General features: G+C 64.0%; 17 protein-coding genes. 7 read left to right on the top strand and 10 right to left on the bottom strand.

From position 1 onward, the window contains the following. Positions 1-66: 66 nt before the first annotated feature. The 5 genes from JYG36_RS07745 to JYG36_RS07725 all read right to left on the bottom strand — a co-directional run bounded on the left by JYG36_RS07745 (position 67) and on the right by JYG36_RS07725 (position 4,415). Positions 67-1,899 (bottom strand): ABC transporter ATP-binding protein, encoded by a 1,833-nt coding sequence (locus JYG36_RS07745; RefSeq protein ID WP_213603499.1) that lies wholly within the window; start codon positions 1,897-1,899, stop codon positions 67-69. Then, the gene (locus JYG36_RS07740) at positions 1,892-2,524 is read right to left on the bottom strand and encodes a DsbA family protein (RefSeq protein ID WP_045195409.1); all 633 of its coding nucleotides are present in this window, start codon (positions 2,522-2,524) and stop codon (positions 1,892-1,894) included. The genes JYG36_RS07745 and JYG36_RS07740 overlap by 8 nt, the downstream gene beginning before the upstream one ends. Positions 2,525-2,527: 3 nt before the next feature. Beyond that, entirely contained in the window at positions 2,528-3,466 is a 939-nt protein-coding gene (gene trhO / locus JYG36_RS07735; RefSeq protein ID WP_045195410.1) for an oxygen-dependent tRNA uridine(34) hydroxylase TrhO, read from the bottom strand. A gap of 109 nt (positions 3,467-3,575) precedes the next feature. Beyond that, the gene (locus JYG36_RS07730) at positions 3,576-3,875 is read right to left on the bottom strand and encodes a BolA family protein (RefSeq protein ID WP_045195412.1); all 300 of its coding nucleotides are present in this window, start codon (positions 3,873-3,875) and stop codon (positions 3,576-3,578) included. Between the two features lie 15 nt (positions 3,876-3,890). Beyond that, positions 3,891-4,415 (bottom strand): DUF2059 domain-containing protein, encoded by a 525-nt coding sequence (locus JYG36_RS07725; protein WP_093380399.1) that lies wholly within the window; start codon positions 4,413-4,415, stop codon positions 3,891-3,893. A gap of 156 nt (positions 4,416-4,571) precedes the next feature. On the opposite strand from JYG36_RS07725, the gene JYG36_RS07720 reads away from it, so the two are divergent. Next, positions 4,572-5,966 carry a class II fumarate hydratase gene (locus tag JYG36_RS07720; protein ID WP_045195415.1) on the top strand — a complete coding sequence of 465 codons (1,395 nt, stop codon included), beginning with the start codon at positions 4,572-4,574 and terminating at the stop codon, positions 5,964-5,966. A 1-nt stretch (position 5,967) separates the two neighbouring features. Here the strand turns inward: JYG36_RS07720 and JYG36_RS07715 are convergent, their stop codons facing one another. Further along, positions 5,968-6,924 carry a DMT family transporter gene (locus tag JYG36_RS07715; RefSeq protein WP_093380397.1) on the bottom strand — a complete coding sequence of 319 codons (957 nt, stop codon included), beginning with the start codon at positions 6,922-6,924 and terminating at the stop codon, positions 5,968-5,970. 141 nt (positions 6,925-7,065) lie between these two features. Beyond that, positions 7,066-8,559 (bottom strand): polyphosphate:AMP phosphotransferase, encoded by a 1,494-nt coding sequence (gene pap / locus JYG36_RS07710; protein ID WP_045195420.1) that lies wholly within the window; start codon positions 8,557-8,559, stop codon positions 7,066-7,068. A gap of 135 nt (positions 8,560-8,694) precedes the next feature. Between pap and mnmC the strand changes: the two genes are divergently transcribed. From mnmC to JYG36_RS07685, 5 genes are all read left to right on the top strand, one after another. After that, entirely contained in the window at positions 8,695-10,710 is a 2,016-nt protein-coding gene (gene mnmC / locus JYG36_RS07705) for a bifunctional tRNA (5-methylaminomethyl-2-thiouridine)(34)-methyltransferase MnmC2/FAD-dependent 5-carboxymethylaminomethyl-2-thiouridine(34) oxidoreductase MnmC1 (RefSeq protein ID WP_213603498.1), read from the top strand. Positions 10,711-10,860: 150 nt separating this feature from the next. After that, the gene (locus JYG36_RS07700) at positions 10,861-12,648 is read left to right on the top strand and encodes an N-acetylglutaminylglutamine amidotransferase (protein WP_045195423.1); all 1,788 of its coding nucleotides are present in this window, start codon (positions 10,861-10,863) and stop codon (positions 12,646-12,648) included. Positions 12,649-12,651: 3 nt separating this feature from the next. Then, on the top strand, positions 12,652-14,397 hold the full coding sequence (ngg, locus tag JYG36_RS07695; protein WP_045195425.1) for an N-acetylglutaminylglutamine synthetase: 1,746 nt from the start codon (positions 12,652-12,654) through the stop codon (positions 14,395-14,397). Positions 14,398-14,411: 14 nt separating this feature from the next. Continuing rightward, positions 14,412-15,596, top strand: coding sequence for an osmoprotectant NAGGN system M42 family peptidase (locus tag JYG36_RS07690; protein ID WP_213603497.1), 1,185 nt, complete (start codon positions 14,412-14,414; stop codon positions 15,594-15,596). Between the two features lie 66 nt (positions 15,597-15,662). Next, positions 15,663-15,890: a YheU family protein gene (locus JYG36_RS07685; protein ID WP_045195429.1), complete on the top strand. Its 228-nt coding sequence runs from the start codon at positions 15,663-15,665 to the stop codon at positions 15,888-15,890. Between the two features lies 1 nt (position 15,891). Here JYG36_RS07685 and csrA read toward each other — a convergent pair whose 3' ends face one another. From csrA to JYG36_RS07670, 3 genes are all read right to left on the bottom strand, one after another. After that, complete coding sequence (gene csrA, locus JYG36_RS07680) at positions 15,892-16,074, bottom strand: carbon storage regulator CsrA (RefSeq protein WP_045195430.1); 183 nt, start codon at positions 16,072-16,074, stop codon at positions 15,892-15,894. A 135-nt stretch (positions 16,075-16,209) separates the two neighbouring features. After that, positions 16,210-16,542, bottom strand: a complete 333-nt coding sequence (locus tag JYG36_RS07675) for a YnfA family protein (RefSeq protein WP_045195432.1) — start codon at positions 16,540-16,542, stop codon at positions 16,210-16,212. Positions 16,543-16,595: 53 nt separating this feature from the next. Next, a complete protein-coding gene (locus tag JYG36_RS07670) occupies positions 16,596-17,411 on the bottom strand; it encodes an SDR family oxidoreductase (RefSeq protein WP_195884810.1) in 816 nt (271 codons plus the stop codon). 241 nt (positions 17,412-17,652) lie between these two features. Here JYG36_RS07670 and JYG36_RS07665 point away from each other — a divergent pair, with 241 nt between their 5' ends. Then, the gene (locus JYG36_RS07665; protein ID WP_010224169.1) at positions 17,653-17,805 is read left to right on the top strand and encodes a DUF3309 family protein; all 153 of its coding nucleotides are present in this window, start codon (positions 17,653-17,655) and stop codon (positions 17,803-17,805) included. Positions 17,806-17,903: the final 98 nt, after the last annotated feature.

Genomic DNA, 17,903 nt, shown 5'->3' with positions numbered 1-17,903 from the left:
AAAGCACAGCCTAGGCTATTTGCCATTAATCCTGCAGAGCTTTTCTCACTTGCTAACCAATTTGCCCTAACTCTGTTGCAAATGGCCGTACAGCTTGGCGTACAAGCCACCTTCGGCGATCAATTGCTGGTGATCGCCGTCCTCGGCGACATGGCCGCCGTCAAACACCAGCACCCGGTCGGCCTGCTTCACCGCCGACAGGCGGTGGGCAATGATCAGCGTGGTGCGGGCGCTGAGAAAACGGGTCAGGGCCTGGTGCAAGTTGTATTCGGTGGCCGCATCCAGGGCCGAGGTGGCCTCGTCGAGAATCACCACCTTGGGCTCGGCCAGCACCATCCGCGCAATGGCCAGGCGCTGACGCTGGCCACCGGACAAACGCACCCCGGAGCGACCAACCACGCTGTCCAGGCCTTGCGGCAAGGCGGCGATGGTAGCGTCGAGCTGGGCGATGTTCAGCGCCTGCCAGCAGGCATCATCGCTGCAGTCGCGGCCCATGGTCAGGTTGGCGCGCACCGTGTCGTTGAACAGCGACGGGTGCTGGAGTACCACCGCAACATGCTCGCGCAGGGTTTCCAGGCCGATTTCCTGCAGGGTCGAGCCACCAAAGCGGATGGTCCCGGCCTGGGCGCTGTACAGGCCCAGCAGCAGTTGCACCAGGGTGCTCTTGCCACCGCCACTGGCGCCGACGATGGCGACCTTTTCGCCGGGGGCAATCGACAGGTTGAGCTGGTCGAGCACCGGCTCGTCGTTGTAGGCAAAGCGCAGGCCCTGCACCTCGATGCCGACAGTGTCGCGGCCCTTGAACGGGTCGATGCCACCGGGGTATTGCGGCTCGTCGGCCCGCGCCAGCAGCTCGTTGAGCCGGCTCAGGGCGCCGCCAGCGGCGTAGTAGGCGTATTGCAGGTTGAGCAGTTGCTCGACCGGGCCGATCATGAACCACAGGTAGCTGAACACCGCCAGCATCTGCCCGATCGAGAGGTCGGAGAACAGCACCGTGAGCATCGCCGCGGCGCGGAAAATGTCGATGCCGAACTGGAACAGCAAGCCGCTGGCACGCCCGCTCGCGTCGCTTTTCCACTGCGAGGCGACGGCGTAGTTGCGTACCTCCTGGGCGCGCAGGCCAAGGCGGCCGAGGAAATAGCCCTGGCGGTTGCTGGCACGGATTTCCTGGATCGCGTCGAGGGTCTCGGTCAGCGCCTGGGTGAAGCGCGAGGTGCTGTCGTTCTCAAGCTTCTTCAGGTGCTTGACCCGCTTGCCCAACTGCACCGTGGCGAAGATCACCAAGGGGTTGAACAGCAGGATCAGCAACGCCAGCTTCCAGTGCATCCACATAAGGATGGCGGCGGTGCCGGTCAGGGTCAGCATGGCCACCAGGAAGCGGCTGAGGGTTTCGCCGACGAACTTGTCGAGGGTGTCCAGGTCGGTGACCAGGTGGGTGGTCACGGTACCGCTGCCCAGACTTTCGTATTCACTCAGGGAAATGTGCTTGAGGCGCTCGATCAGGCGAATGCGCAAGCGGTAGACGATGTCTTTGGCAAGGCCGGCGAACAGCTTGGCCTGCACCACGTTGAAGGCCAGGGCGGCGCAGCGCAGGGTCAGGGTGAATACCAGCATCAGGCCGATGTAGCCACCAGCAACCTGCCAGTTGCCGGGCAGGAACTGGTTCATCCATTTGAGCGCGGCATCGCCATGGCCGAGCAGCACTTCGTCAACCAGCAACGGCAGCAGCAAGGGGATCGGCACACTGCACAACGCCGCCAGCACGGCCACGCCGTTGGCGATCCACAGGGCTTTTTTATGGCGCAGGGCCAGGCGGCGGATTTCTGCCCAGCTCAAGCGATCAGCATGCACAGGGCCTGGCCCTGGTACCGGGTCGGGTGAACCCGGCAGGTCAAGCACAGGCGGCCTGCTGCAGCCAGCGGCCGAGCAGCGGCTCAAGCGATTCGAGGGCTTGATAGCCATTGGTCAGCAAGGCCAGCTGGCCATTGCGTTCGGCCAGCAGGGTCGGGAAACCGGCAATGCCCAGGTCCTGGACCCAGGTGAAGTCCGCCGCCGTGGCCGCGCGCTGTTCGGCGCTGGTAAAGGCTTCGGCAAAGGCGGCGCGCTGGTAACCGGCCTGCTCGGCCAGTTCTACCAGCAAGGGCGCACGAGTGACGTCTTCGCCGCGCTGGTAGAAGGCCTGCTGGATCAGCTTGAGCAAGGCACCCACGTATTGCGGGTCAAGGCTACGGGCGGTGACCAGGGCCCGACAGGCAGGCTCGGTGTCGTAGACAAAACCGTCAGGCAGTGCGCCTTCGAATTGAAAATCCTGCCCGGTGGCGTCGTGTACCGCCTGCCAGTGATCAAGGATGTAGCCGCGGGTCGAGGCATCCAGCGCACGGCTGCCGGAACGCAGGCCGCCGAGCACCACCCGGGTCGGCACGCCCGCCGCCTGTGCCTGGGCGATCAGGGCCTCGGCGACCGGGGCAAAGCCCCAGCACCATGAGCACATCGGGTCCATCACATACAGCAGGCGTGCGGACATCAATCAGGCCTCGGCAGCTTTGCGGTAGTTGTGACCGATCGGGTGAGGCTGATTGCGCGCCTTGGCCAGTTCGATCTGCTTCTGCCGGTCAATGGCGCTGCGCCGGGTCTTTTCGCTCAGGCTGTCCCAGCAATGCGGGCAGCTGATGCCTGGCGAGTAGTGCTCGGACGCACGGTCTTCCACGCTGATCGGGGTGCGGCAGGCATGGCACTGGTCGTAATCGCCCTCGGTCAGGTCGTGACGCACGGTGACCCGGTTGTCGAACACGAAGCAGTCGCCCTGCCAGCGGCTTTGATCCTGTGGCACCTCTTCGAGGTATTTGAGGATCCCGCCCTTAAGATGATAGACCTCTTCGAAACCCTCGCCGAGCATATAGCTGGAGGCTTTTTCGCAACGAATGCCGCCGGTGCAGAACATCGCCACTTTCTTGTGCTTGGCCGGGTCGAAGTTGGCCTTGATGTACTCGGGGAACTCGCGGAAGGTGGTGGTCTTGGGGTCGATCGCGCCTTCGAAGGTGCCGATCGCCACTTCGTAGTCGTTGCGGGTGTCGATCAGCAGCACTTCAGGGTCGCTGATCAGCGCGTTCCAGTCCTGGGGCTCGACGTAGGTACCGACCTTGTAGTTCGGGTCAACGCCCGCCACGCCAAGGGTGACGATCTCTTTCTTGAGCTTGACCTTGGTGCGGTAGAACGGCTGTTCGTCGCAGTAGGACTCTTTGTGGTCGATATCCACCAGGCGCGCATCGCTGCGCAGCCAGGCCAGCAGGCCGTCGATGCCTTCACGGGTACCGGAGACGGTGCCGTTGATACCTTCCTCGGCCAGCAACAAGGTGCCCTTGATGCCATTGGCCATCATGCTCTCGAGCAGCGGCTCGCGCAGCTCGAGGTAATCTTTCAGGGTGACGAATTTGTACAGCGCCGCAACGACGATAGCTTGGGACATGCAGTAACTTCTCCAGGTGGTCGCCCTCGCAAAGGGCGGACCGGATGCCAAATAAAAACGCGCCGACAAGCGGCGCGTTGATCATTCTAGCAAAAACCTGACGAGGAAATCAGTGCTTGCTGCCACCGGCGCAGGTCGGCGACGCCGGGGCGACACCGATTTTCTGCCATTCCTGCGGCGTATAGGTGTGCAGCGCCAGGGCGTGAAACTCGCTCATCAGCTCACCGAGGGTGGCATACACTTTCTGGTGACGCTTGACGCTGTTCAGCCCCTCGAACTGCTCGCTCACCAGCACCGCCTTGTAATGGGTCTGCTGCCCACGGCTGTGCATGTGGCTTTCATCGAGCACCTGCAAGTGCGTGGGTGCCAGCGCTTGCAGGCGGTGCTCGATCTTTTGCTGCATGGTCATGTCGGGCTCCGCTGCTTACTTCTTGGCTGGCGCGGCGGCCTTGCCGGCGTTCGGGTCGAGTTCCTTGGTCATGTCAGCCAGCAGCTTGTTGACCACCGGTACCGCGCTTTCCAGTTTCTGCTGGGTCAGCTGCGCCGATTGCTGGGTCACCTGCGGCATCTTCTCGAGGACTTTCTTGCCCAGAGGCGACTGGTAGAAGGCGACCAGGTCTTTCAGTTCGCTTTCAGTGAAGGTGGTGGTGTAGAGCTTGACCATGTCCGGCTTGAGCTTGTTCCAGCCGATGGCCTGGTCCAGGGCGGCGTTGGCCTTGGCCTGGTAGCTGTCGAGCACGGATTTCTTCGAGGCTGGGGCCTTGGTCTGTTCGAAACGCTGGGCAAACATCTGCTGCACCTGCATGTAGACCGGAGTACCGAGCTTGTCGGCATGCGCCATCATGAGGAATTTTTCAGCACTGGCGTTGTGGCTGGCGGTATCTGCAAGCACCTGGCCGCTGGCGCAGACCAGCGCTACAGCAGTGCAGAGGGCGCGAAGACGGGTCATCGGAATTCCTTCAATAGACAGAGGAGGTAGTACCCCAGAGTAGAGCATTCTGCGCCGACAGTGGCACAGTGCTCAAGTGGGTCGACGCGCGATGGAACCGCTACGCCAAATAAGGACCTAAACTGCGAATTCAGACCACAAGGGAGTGAGCGCAGCATGAGCCGTATCGAAACTGACAGCCTGGGGCAGGTCGAAGTTCCTGACCAGGCCTACTGGGGTGCCCAGACGCAACGCTCGCTGATCAACTTTGCCATCGGCAAGGAACGCATGCCGCTGGCGGTGTTGCATGCCCTGGCACTGATCAAGAAAGCCGCGGCACGGGTCAACAACCGCAACGGAGACCTCGCGGCGGACATCGCCCGGCTGATCGAACAAGCCGCCGACGAAGTGCTCGACGGGCAACTGGACGACCAGTTTCCGCTCGTCGTCTGGCAGACCGGCAGTGGCACCCAGAGCAACATGAACGTCAACGAAGTGATCGCCGGTCGTGCCAACGAACTGGCCGGCAATGGCCGTGGCGGCAAAACGCCAGTACACCCCAACGATCACGTCAACCGCTCGCAAAGTTCCAACGACTGCTTCCCCACCGCCATGCACATCGCCGCCGCCCAGGCCGTGCAGCACAAGCTGCTGCCGGCGATCACCGAACTGTCGTCGGGGCTGGCGGAACTCTCGGCGCGCCACCAGCACCTGGTGAAAACCGGTCGCACCCATATGATGGACGCCACACCGATCACCTTCGGCCAGGAACTCTCGGCCTATGTCGCCCAGCTCGACTACGCCCAGCGGGCGATTCGTTCGGCCTTGCCGGCGGTGTGCGAGCTGGCCCAGGGCGGCACCGCCGTCGGCACCGGGCTGAACGCCCCGCACGGCTTTGCCGAAGCCATCGCCGCCGAGCTCGCCGCGCTTTCCGGCCTGCCGTTTGTTACCGCACCGAACAAGTTCGCCGCCCTGGCCGGGCATGAACCGCTGACCACCCTCGCCGGCGGCCTGAAAACCCTCGCCGTGGCCCTGATGAAACTGGCCAACGACCTGCGCCTGCTCGGCTCCGGGCCGCGCGGCGGGATTGCCGAAGTACGCCTGCCGGCCAACGAACCGGGCAGCTCGATCATGCCCGGCAAGGTCAACCCGACCCAGTGCGAGGCCCTGTCGATGCTGGCCTGCCAGGTGCTGGGCAACGACACCGCGATCGGCTTTGCGGCAAGCCAGGGGCACTTGCAGTTGAACGTGTTCAAGCCGGTGATCATCCACAACCTGCTGCAGTCCATCGAACTGCTGGCCGACGGTTGCAGCAACTTCCAGCAGCACTGCATTGCCGGGATCGAACCGGATCCCGAACAGATGGCCGCGCACCTGGAGCGCGGGCTGATGCTGGTGACCGCGCTCAACCCGCACATTGGCTACGACAAGGCGGCAGAAATCGCCAAGAAGGCCTACAGCGAAGGCACCACCCTGCGCGAGGCGGCGCTGAGCCTGGGTTACCTGAGCAACGAGCAGTTCGACCAGTGGGTGCGCCCGGAAAAAATGCTCGAACCGGGCGCCAAGGGCTGAATCACCGGGCCAGGCGAACGCGCCTGGCCCGCCAGCCGGCCATGATCGAGGGGCCCAGGGCGGTCAGCGCCGAGCCCAGCACCACCACCAGCGCACCGATGTAGCCCAGGGTGTTGATCTGCTCGGCGTGGACAAAGTCGGGCCAGAACCAGGCTGCCAGGGCCACCGCCACAAAGGTGATCAGCGGCGTCACCGCCAGGGTCGCACTGACCTTGGAGGCTTCCCAGTGCGCCAGGGCTTCGGCAAACGCGCCGTAGGCCACCAGGGTGTTCAAACAGCAGGCAAGCAGCAGCCAGCCTTGCAGCGGGCTCAATTGCAGCGCCTCCAACGGATGCACCCAAGGGGTCAGCAAGGCTGCGCAAAACAGGTAGATCACCATCATCACCTGCATCGAGTTCCATACCGTCAGCAGCTGCTTCTGGCTCAGGGCATAGAACACCCAGATAGAGGTCGCCAGGAGGATGGTCAGCACGCCGGTGGTGTAGACGCTCAGGGAGGTGAGCAGCTCATCCAGGCGTTGATTGAAGAACAGGCCAAAGCCCAGCAGCAGGATCACCAGGCCCATGCCCTGCCCCAGGCTAAAGCGTTCCTTGAACAGGAACACGCTGGCCACCAGCAACAGCACCGGGCCCATCTGCACCACCAGCTGGGCGGTGCCGGGGCTGAGCAGCTTGAGCCCGACCAGGTACAGCACATAGTTGCCCACCAGGCCGCAGGTAGCCAGCAACACCAGGCCCCAGCCCTTGCGCCCGAGGCCATTGAACGAGGGCAGGCGCTTGCTTGCCGCCAGCCAGGCCAGCAACAGGCCGCCGGACACCAGCAGGCGAAACCAGGTCACGGTGATCGGGTCCATCACCTGCAGCACCTGTTTGAGCTTGATCGGCAGGATGCCCCAGAGCACGGCGGTCAGCAGCGACAAGGACAGACCGTAGACCCAGCGTCCGGAAGAAATATGCATAACCAGCCTCGATAGCCCTTTGGTGGGGGGGAAACTGGATTCTACGGGCTGGGTTGGTGGCGAGACAGGCAAGAATGCGGAAAAGAATTCAGTACTTCATTCCCTGAGCTCCTGCTGGGGCTGCTTTCGCAGCCCCCGCTATCATTTCTTGTGCTTCTTGAACGCCGCCTCCAGCGCCTGGTTGATGGTGCGCAACACCTTGACCCGCGCCCAGCGCTTGTCATTGGCCTCGACCAGGGTCCAGGGCGCAATCTCGGTGCTGGTACGGTCGACCATGTCGCCCACAGCCTCCGCGTACTGCCCCCACTTCTCGCGGTTGCGCCAGTCTTCCTCGGTGATCTTGAAGCGCTTGAACGGGATCTGCTCGCGCTCCTGAAAGCGCTCGAGCTGGGTCTGTTCGTCAATCGACAGCCAGAACTTCACCACCACCACGCCAGCATTACTCAGTTGTTCTTCGAAGTCGTTGATCTCGCCATAGGCGCGCATCCAGTCGGCCTGGCTGCAAAAGCCTTCGATCCGCTCGACCAGTACCCGGCCATACCAGGAACGGTCGAACACGGTGAACTTGCCACGCGCCGGAATGTGCCGCCAAAAGCGCCACAGGTACGGCTGCGCGCGCTCTTCTTCGGTGGGCGCGGCGATCGGCACGATGCGGTACTGGCGCGGGTCGAGGGCTGCCGCCACCCGGCGAATGGCACCGCCCTTGCCCGCCGCATCGTTGCCTTCGAACACGGCAATCAGGGCGTGGCGGCGCATGCGCTTGTCACGCAGCAGGCCAGCCAGGCGCGCCTGTTCGGTAATCAGTTGTTCCTGGTAGTCGTCCTTGTCCAGGCGCAGGCTCAGGTCGAGGCTGCCGAGCAGGCTACGCTGGTCGATGCTTTCACCCAGCGGCGCGATGTTGGCCTGGTGGATCGGCCCGTGATCGGACTTGAGCGCGGCCTGCAGCCCTTCGAGCAGAATCTTGCCCACAGCCAGGCTGCGGTAATGCGGATCGACGCCCTCGATCACATGCCAGGGCGCGTAGTCGCGACTGGTCTGGCGCAGCACCCGCTCGCCAAAGCGCACGAAACGGTCGTAGGTTTCGGACTGCTGCCAGTCCAGCGGGCTGATCCGCCAGCTGTGCAGCGGATCGTCCTTGAGCGCCTTGAGGCGGGCTTTCATCTGCTTCTTGGACAGGTGAAACCAGAACTTGAAGATCAGCGCGCCTTCATCGCAGAGCATCTCTTCGAGGCGCTCGGCGCCGCGGATGGCCTGGTCGAGCACGGCATCCTTGAACTGGCCATGCACGCGGCCCTGGAGCATCTGGCTGTACCAGTTGCCAAAAAATACGCCCATCCGCCCCTTGGCCGGCAGTGCCCGCCAGTAGCGCCAGGCCGGTGGACGGGCGAGTTCTTCGTCGGTTTGCTGGTCGAAGGTGCGCACCTCGATCAGGCGCGGGTCCATCCATTCGTTGAGCAGCTTGACCGTCTCGCCCTTGCCGGCACCTTCGATGCCGTTGATCAGTACGATCACCGGGAAACGCGCCTGCTGCTTGAGCTCGAACTGCGCCTCCAGCAACGCTTCACGCAGCGCCGGGACCTCGGCGTCATAGGTGTCTTTGTCGATGGCGTGACCAATTTCAGCGGATTCGAACATACCAGGCTCCCTACTTGGATAAGCAAGACTAGCGGATTGTCGAAACCTTTGTCGGCACAAAACAAAGCCTGCCACAAGTCAAACAGCCTGGCGCCGATCAGCTAAAATGGCCCTCTTGCCAATGCTGAGCCGAACATGACCGAAGTAACCCAATACGCCCAGATCGACTGGGACGACCAGGGCCGACCGCACTCGCGCCAATACGACGACATCTATTTCTCCAAGGAGCAGAGCCTGGAGGAAACCCGTCACGTGTTCATCGACCAGAACGACTTGCGCCAGCGTTTCAGCGCAATGCAGCCGGGCCAGTGCCTGGTGATCGGCGAAACCGGCTTCGGCACCGGCCTGAACTTCTTCTGCGCCTGGCAGCTGTTTGCCGAGTGCGCCCCGGCTGATGCGCGGCTGCACTTCATCAGCGTCGAAAAATACCCCCTGTCCCGCGCCGACCTCAGTCGCGCCCTGGCCCTGTGGCCGCAGCTGGCGCCGTTCAGCAGCCAGTTGCTGAGCCAGTACGTGGCAGTGCACGAAGGCTTCCAGCCGTTCGCGTTCGAGCAGGGCCGGGTGCGCCTGACCCTGATGATCGGCGACGTGCTGGAGCAACTGCCGCAGCTCGATGCACAGGTGGATGCCTGGTTCCTCGACGGCTTTGCCCCGGCCAAAAACCCGGAAATGTGGACCCCGGAGCTGTTCGCCGAGATCGGCCGGCTGTCAGCGCCCGGCACCACCCTCGGCACCTTCACCAGCACCGGCTGGGTGCGCCGCGGCCTGATCGCCGTAGGCTTTAGCATGAAGCGCATTCCCGGCATCGGCAAGAAATGGGAAGTGCTGCGCGGCACCTTCAATGGCTGGCCGGCCGAGCAGCCGCAACCGGCCGCCAGCGCGCCGTGGTTTGCCCAGCCGCCTGCCCTGCGCGGCCCACGCCAGGCGCTGGTGATCGGCGCTGGCCTTGCCGGGTGCGCCAGCGCCGCCAGCCTGGCCGCCCGCGGCTGGCAGGTAAAGGTGCTGGAGCGCCATGCGACGCCAGCAGCAGAAGCTTCGGGCAACCCGCAAGGGGTGCTGTACCTGAAGCTGTCTGCACACGGCACGGCGTTGTCGCGCCTGATCCTCAGCGGTTTCGGCTACACCCGGCGGCTGCTCGAACGCCTGCAGCGCGGCCAGGACTGGGATGGCTGCGGGGTGCTGCAGCTGGCCTTCGACGCCAAGGAAGACCAGCGCCAGCAGCAACTGGCCGCAGCCTTCAACCCGCAATTGCTGCAACGCCTGGACCGTGAGCAGGCTGAACAACTGGCCGGGGTTGCCCTGGACAGCGGCGGGCTGTTCTACCCTGAAGGCGGCTGGGTGCATCCGCCGGCGCTGTGCCAGGCGCAACTGCAGCACCCGAACATCACCCTGCTGACCCATCATCAGGTACTGCAACTGCGTAAGGTCGACGGCCTCTGGCAAGCCTGGGAAAGCGACAAACTGCTGGCCAGCGCGCCGCTGGTGGTGTTGGCGACCGCCGCCGAAATCCACAACTTCGAGCCTTGCGCCGGGTTGCCGCTCAAGCGCATTCGCGGGCAGGTCACCCGCCTGCCCGTGACAGCGCAAAGCCAGGCATTGACCACGGTGGTGTGCGCCGACGGCTATGTCGCGCCGCCGCGCAATGGCGAGCACACCCTCGGCGCCAGCTTCGACTTTCACAGCACCGACCTCACGCCCACCCCCGGCGAGCACGTCGGCAACCTTGGCCTGCTTGAGGCGATCTCCAGCGACCTGGCCCAGCGCCTGGGCGCCCACAGTCTCGACCCGCATACGCTGCAGGGCCGCGCCGCGTTTCGCTGCACCAGCCCCGACTACCTGCCGATTGTCGGCCCGCTGGCCGAACAGGCGCAGTTCAACCAGGACTACGCCGTGCTGGCCCGCGATGCCCGGCAAATTCCCGCCACCCCCTGCCCCTGGCTAGAAGGCCTGTTCATCAACAGCGGCCATGGCTCGCGGGGGCTGATCACCGCGCCACTGGCGGGCGAAATGATCGCCGCCTGGGCCGACAACGCACCGCTGCCGGTGCCCCGCGCCGTGGCCGAAGCCTGCCACCCGAATCGCTTCATGTTGCGTGAATTGATCAGGAATAAAAAAGCAGCGACAAGCGCCAAGCCACACACTAAAAGCTGATTGACCCGGCGTGCTCTTGCAGCTTGAAGCTTGTCGCTTGCAGCTACCGCTTATAACCGATTGATCTAAAACTCTCGGTATCCGCACCGGTCAGTTTCCATGTGCCCGGGTTTCGGGCACCTTCCCCAACGGCAAAACCGGTAAGGACTTATGTGCGGATTAGCTGGAGAGTTTCGTTTCACCCCTGTTGCCCACCCACCACGCCCGGCGGACCTCGCCGCGGTCGAGCGGATCACCCATCACCTGGCACCTCGCGGCCCTGACGCCTGGGGTTTCCATAGCCAGGGGCCGATTGCCCTGGGCCATCGCCGGCTGAAAATCATGGACCTGTCCGACGGCTCGGCGCAGCCCATGGTCGATAACCAGTTGGGCCTGTCGCTGGCCTTCAACGGCGCCATCTACAACTTCCCCGAGCTGCGCAGCGAGCTGGAAAGCCTCGGCTATGCCTTCTACTCGGATGGCGACACCGAGGTGCTGCTCAAGGGCTATCACGCCTGGGGCGCCGACCTGCTGCCACGCCTGAACGGTATGTTCGCCCTGGCGATCTGGGAACGTGACAGCCAGCAGCTGTTCCTCGCCCGCGACCGCCTCGGGGTCAAGCCGCTGTACCTGTCGCGCACCGGCGAACGCCTGCGCTTCGCTTCGAGCCTGCCGGCGCTGCTCAAGGGCGGCGACATCAACCCGGTGCTCGACCCAGTGGCGCTCAACCACTACCTGAACTTCCACGCCGTGGTGCCAGCGCCACGCACCCTGCTGGCCAATATCGAGAAACTGCCACCGGCCAGCTGGATGCGCATCGATGCCCAGGGCCGCTGCGAGCAGCAAGTCTGGTGGCACCTACACTATGGCCCGCGCACCGACGAACAGGACCTGAGCCTGGAAGACTGGCGCGACCGCGTCCTCGACAGCACCCGCGAGGCGGTGGCGATTCGTCAACGCGCTGCGGTGGATGTCGGTGTGTTGCTGTCCGGCGGTGTCGACTCGAGCCTGCTCGTCGGCCTGCTGCGCGAGGTCGGTGTCGATGACCTGTCGACCTTCTCCATCGGCTTCGAGGATGCCGGCGGCGAGCGCGGCGACGAGTTCCAGTACTCCGACCTGATCGCCCGCCACTACGGTACCCGCCATCATCAATTGCGCATCGATGAGCGGGAGATCATCGAGCAGTTGCCCGCGGCCTTTCGCGCCATGAGCGAGCCGATGGTCAGCCATGACTGCATTGCCTTCTACCTGCTGTCGCGGGAAGTGGCCAGGCACTGCAAGGTGGTGCAAAGCGGCCAGGGCGCCGACGAGCTGTTCGCCGGTTACCACTGGTACCCGCAGGTGGACGGCGCGCGCGATCCGTTCGCAGCCTACCGCGAGGCGTTCTTCGACCGCAGCTACGACGACTATGCCGCCACCGTGCAAGCGCCTTGGCTGCTCGATCACGACGCCGCCGGCGACTTTGTCCGCCAGCACTTCGCCCAGCCCGGCGCCAGCGATGCGGTGGATAAAGCCCTGCGCCTGGACAGCACGGTGATGCTGGTCGACGACCCGGTCAAACGGGTCGACAACATGACCATGGCCTGGGGCCTGGAAGCGCGCACGCCGTTCCTCGACTATCGCCTGGTCGAGCTCTCGGCGCGCATCCCGGCGCGCTTCAAGCTGCCCGACGGTGGCAAGCAGGTGCTCAAGGAAGCCGCGCGGCTGGTCATTCCCAGTGAAGTCATCGACCGCAAGAAGGGCTACTTCCCGGTACCGGGGCTCAAGCACCTGCAGGGCGCAACCCTGGACTGGGTGCGTGAGTTGCTGCTTGACCCCAGCCAGGACCGCGGCCTGTTCAACCCCGCCGCCCTCGACCGCCTGCTCAGCGATCCCCACGGCCAGCTGACGCCGCTGCGCGGCTCCAAGCTCTGGCAACTGGCTGCCTTGAACCTGTGGCTCAGCGAACAAGGAATCTGATCGATGAAAGCCCATGCCTCACCTTACGGCCAGCGCCTGCTGCGCGGCCAGGTGCCGTCCTATGAGCGACTGCAGGCGCAACTGGCCGGCGATGGCAGCCAGCCCCACGACCAGCCGCGTTCGCTGCACTGCGGCTGGGGGCGGCTGCTGATCGGCCACACCTACCCCGACCCGGCCAGCCTGGCCAGCGCCCTGCTCGACGAACGCCCCGGCGAGCGCGACATTGCCCTGTACGTGGCGGCGCCGCAGCAGGTGCTGGCCCAGGCCCCGCAGCAATTGTTCCTCGACCCGTCCGACACCCTGCGCCTGTGGTTCAGCGACTACCGCCCGGCGCAACGGGTGTTTCGCGGTTTTCGTATCCGCCGGGCGCAGAGCGACAGCGACTGGCAGGCGATCAACGCCCTGTACCAGGCCCGCGGCATGCTGCCGATCGACCCCGAGTTGCTGACCCCGCGCCATCAGGGCGGGCCGGTGTACTGGCTGGCCGAAGACGAAGACAGCGGCGCGATCATCGGCAGCGTCATGGGCCTGAATCATCACAAGGCCTTTGCCGACCCGGAACACGGCAGCAGCCTCTGGTGCCTGGCGGTGGACCCACAGTGCACCCGCCCGGGTGTCGGCGAAGTGCTGGTGCGGCATTTGATCGAGCACTTCATGAGCCGCGGCCTGACCTGCCTCGACCTCTCGGTGCTGCACGACAACCGCCAGGCCAAACGCCTGTACGCCAAGCTGGGGTTTCGCAACCTGCCGACCTTCGCGGTCAAGCGCAAGAACGGCATCAACCAGCCGCTGTTCCTCGGCCCAGGCCCTGAAACCGGGCTCAACCCCTATGCGCGGATCATCGTCGAGGAGGCGTACCGGCGCGGTATCGAGGTGCAGGTCGACGATGCCGATGGCGGCCTGTTCACCCTTATCCATGGTGGTCGGCGGGTACGTTGCCGCGAGTCTCTGAGCGACCTGACCACGGCGGTGAGCATGACCCTGTGCCAGGACAAAAGCCTGACCCACAAGGTACTGAGCGCCGCAGGCTTGCAGGTGCCGGCGCAGCAACTGGCCGGCAATGCCGATGACAACCTGGCCTTCCTCGAAGACCACGGCGCGGTGGTGGTCAAGCCGCTGGACGGTGAGCAAGGCAACGGCGTGGCGGTAAACCTCAGCACCCTCGATGAAATCAGTGCAGCGGTAGAAAGCGCCCGGCGCTTCGACAGCCGCGTGCTGCTGGAAAGCTTTCATGCCGGCCTTGACCTGCGCATCGTGGTCATCGGTTTCGACGTGGTCGCCGCCGCCATCCGCCACCCGGCGCAGATTGTCGGCGACGGCCAGCACGCCGTCGGCGCCCTGATCGAAGCCCAGAGCCGTCGGCGTCAGGCGGCAACGGGCGGTGAAAGCCGCATCCCCCTGGACCACGAAACCCAGCGCACCCTGCACGCTGCCGGGGTCGATTACGACAGCGTACTGCCTGCCGGCCAGCGCCTGGCTGTGCGCGGCACCGCCAACCTGCACACCGGCGGCTGCCTGGAGGACGTCACCGAGCGCCTGCACCCGGTGCTGGTCGACGCTGCCATCCGCGCCGCCCGCGCCCTGGACATCCCGGTGGTGGGCCTGGACCTGATGGTCAAGGCCGCCGACCAGCCCGACTACGTGTTCATCGAAGCCAATGAACGCGTCGGCCTGGCCAACCATGAACCGCAACCGACTGCCGAGCGCTTCGTCGACCTGTTGTTCCCCCACAGTCGACCCGCGCCATGAGCACAGGAGTTCGCATGCCCCAACAGCTTCCCGAACCGGACCTCACGTACTTGCAGAAAGTCCTGCTGGAAATGCTCGCCATTCCCAGCCCCACCGGCTTTACCGACACCATCGTGCGCTATGTTGCCGAGCGCCTCGAGGAGCTCGGCATCCCCTTCGAACTGACCCGTCGCGGCACCATCCGCGCCACCCTCAAGGGCCGCAAAAGCTCGCCCGACCGGGCGGTGTCCGCCCATCTGGATACCATCGGCGCCAGCGTGCGGGCGATCCAGGACAACGGCCGGCTGTCGCTGGCGGCGGTGGGCTGCTGGTCCAGCCGCTTTGCCGAAGGCAGCCGCGTCAGCGTGTTCACCGACAGCGGCGTGCTGCGCGGCAGCGTGTTGCCGCTGATGGCCAGCGGCCACGCGTTCAACACCGCCATCGATCAGATGCCGGTCAGTTGGGAGCACATTGAGTTGCGCCTGGATGCCTACTGCACCACCCGCGCCGATTGCGAGTCGCTGGGCATCGGCATCGGTGACTTCGTCGCCTTCGACCCACTGCCCGAGTTCACCGAAAGCGGCCATATCAGCGCCCGCCACCTGGATGACAAAGCCGGTGTCGCGGCGCTGCTGGCGTCGCTCAAGGCCATTGTTGAAAGCGGCGCACAGCCGTTGATCGACTGCCACCCGCTGTTCACCATCACCGAAGAGACCGGCTCCGGCGCCGCTGCCGCCCTGCCCTGGGACGTCAGCGAGTTCGTCGGTATCGACATTGCCCCGGTCGCGCCCGGGCAACACTCAAGCGAACACGGGGTCAGCGTCGCCATGCAGGATTCGGCCGGCCCCTATGACTATCACCTGACGCGCCACTTGCTCAAACTTGCCCGCGAACACGAACTGCCGGCTCGCCGCGATGTGTTTCGCTACTACTTCAGCGACGCGCATTCGGCGATCACCGCCGGTCACGATATTCGCACCGCCCTGCTGGCCTTCGGTTGCGACGCCACCCATGGCTACGAACGCACGCACATCGACAGCCTGGCGGCGCTGAGCCGCCTGCTGACCGCCTACCTGCTCAGCCCGCCGGTGTTTGCCAGCGACTCGCAAGCCACCGGCAGTTCGCTGGAAAGTTTCAGCCACCAGCTTGAGCACGATGCACAGATGGAAAGCGATACCCGGGTGCCGGCCGTCGACAGCCTGGTCGGCAACAAAAACTAGCGCCTACACAGCCAGGACAGGTTTGGCGTAGCATGGCGCTACCTTTTCGCCAGACCTGTCCTGTTCATGCTGATTCCCTACGACCAACTGGAAGCCGAAACCCTCACCCGCTTGATCGAGGATTTCGTCACCCGCGACGGCACCGACAACGGTGACGACACCCCGCTGGAAACCCGCGTGCTGCGGGTGCGCCAGGCGCTGGCAAAAAAACAGGCGTTCATTCTGTTCGACCTTGAAAGCCAGCAATGCCAGCTGCTGGCCAAGCACGACGTGCCCAAGGAACTGCTCGACTGATTCAACCGGCCTGCTTGGCCAGTTGCTCGACGATACGCTTGTAGATCTCCGCCCGGTGCACCTCGATGTGCCGCGGCGCGCTGATGCCGAAGCGCACGGTGTTGCCGTCCACCGACAACACCTTGATCTTGATGTCATCGTCGATGGCGATGATTTCGCCTATTTCGCGGCCTATTACCAACATGCTCCGATCCTCCACAAATCAGGGAATTCGGAGACTGCACGGGGTGCCGGACGCCTTCAATGCTCCGACGGCGAATTAGACCCATCCCACTTAGCTGGGCGATTTTGCCTACAGATTTCTTGAGTTTTCGACCCTTCAGGCACTCTGCAAACGTGGCCCGAGGACGATGATGCTGGCCCCCAGCACGCACAACAACGCGCCGATCCAGTCAGTGCCCAGCGGCCGCGCCCGCTCGACCAGCGCCAGCCACAACAGCGAAGTGACGATGTAGATACCGCCATAGGCGGCATAGGCGCGCCCGGCATACGCCGCTTCGACCCGGGTGAGGATCAGCGCGAACAGGGTCAGGCTGAGCAAGGCCGGGGCAATCCACCAGGCGCTCTTGCCCAGGCGCAGCCACATGTAGAAGGCATAGCAACCGCCGATCTCGAAGATCGCCGCGAGGAAAAACCACAGGTAATTGATCACACCAGGTACTCAAGGCTGTTCAAAGGATGGCCAAGAATACCTGATGGCGACGCTCAAGCCTGGGACGGCCGCGCCTTGGCGCGCATTTTCTCGGCCATGCTGGCCATCTCGTCGTAGAGCATCTGCGGGTTGCGCTGCTTGAGCTTCCAGGCTTCGCGGCCCTGCTCATGAGGCAGGATCAGGAACTCGCCGGCGGCCACTTGCTGGTGGATGTAGTCGGCGATATCGGCGGCGCTGATCGGCGAGCTTTCCAGCAGCTTGCCGACCTGGGCTTTCATTGCCGGGGTCGGGCCACGGAACGAGTCGAGCAAGTTGGTCTGGAAGAACGACGGGCACACCACGTGCACCGCGACCTCCTGCTGGCGCAGCTCGATCAGCAAGCTTTCCGACAGGGCCAGCACCCCGGCCTTGGCGACGTTGTAGTTACTCATCGCCGGGCCTTGCATCAGGGCGGCCATCGAGGCGATGTTGATGATCCTGCCCTTGCTGCGCTCGAGCAGTGGCAGGAAAGCCTTGCAGCCCTTGACCACGCCCATCAGGTTGATTGCGATCTGCCAGTCCCAGTCCTCCAGCGACAGCTCGGCGAAAAACCCGCCCGAGGCCACCCCGGCGTTGTTGACGATCACATCGATGCCGCCGAACTTTTCTTCGCAGGCCTGGGCCAGGGCGGTGAGCTGACTGTAGTCACGCACATCGCAGCGCTGCACGAAACCGTCGGCGCCGGCCTCGCGTACCAGCGCCAGGGTTTGCTTGAGGCCGGCCTCGTTGACATCGGCCAGGGCCAGTTGCCAGCCCTCGCGCGCCCAGCGCAAGGCAATTTCGCGCCCAAGCCCCGAGCCGGCACCGGTAATCATCATGCGCTTTTGCATAGCAGCTGCCTTGTACTGTTCTGGAAAGTTCAGGCCAGTGTAGCGAAGCCAAGGCCGCCACCCACGCAGTATCAGGATGCTGAATAGCCGGGGCAAACAGCGGTGAACGTGACTAATAAAGATGGGATAAAACTTTTAGCCACTGGCGGCAGTCGGAATTAACAGGCGGGCATGAAACACATGACCGAAGAGATGGATTGCAGCGTAACGCCTACTTCTCAAGCCAAACAAGGAAACTGCCATGGGCACCATACTTATCATCATCCTGATTCTGCTGTTGATCGGTGGCTTACCCGTCTTTCCGCACTCCAGAAGTTGGGGCTATGGGCCATCCGGCATCATCGGTACGGTGCTGATCATCCTGCTGATCCTGTTGTTGCTCGGCAAGATATAGAAAAGCTGCAAGCCATAAGCAGCAAGCCGCAAGTCAAAGCAGTACGCGTACGGCTTCAACTTGCGGCTTGTGACTTGGAGCTTGCAGCCAAAAAGGCA

Source organism: Pseudomonas sp. SORT22 (genome assembly GCF_018417635.1).
Classification (GTDB): domain Bacteria; phylum Pseudomonadota; class Gammaproteobacteria; order Pseudomonadales; family Pseudomonadaceae; genus Aquipseudomonas.
This window is presented reverse-complemented; position numbering and strand designations above follow the sequence as displayed.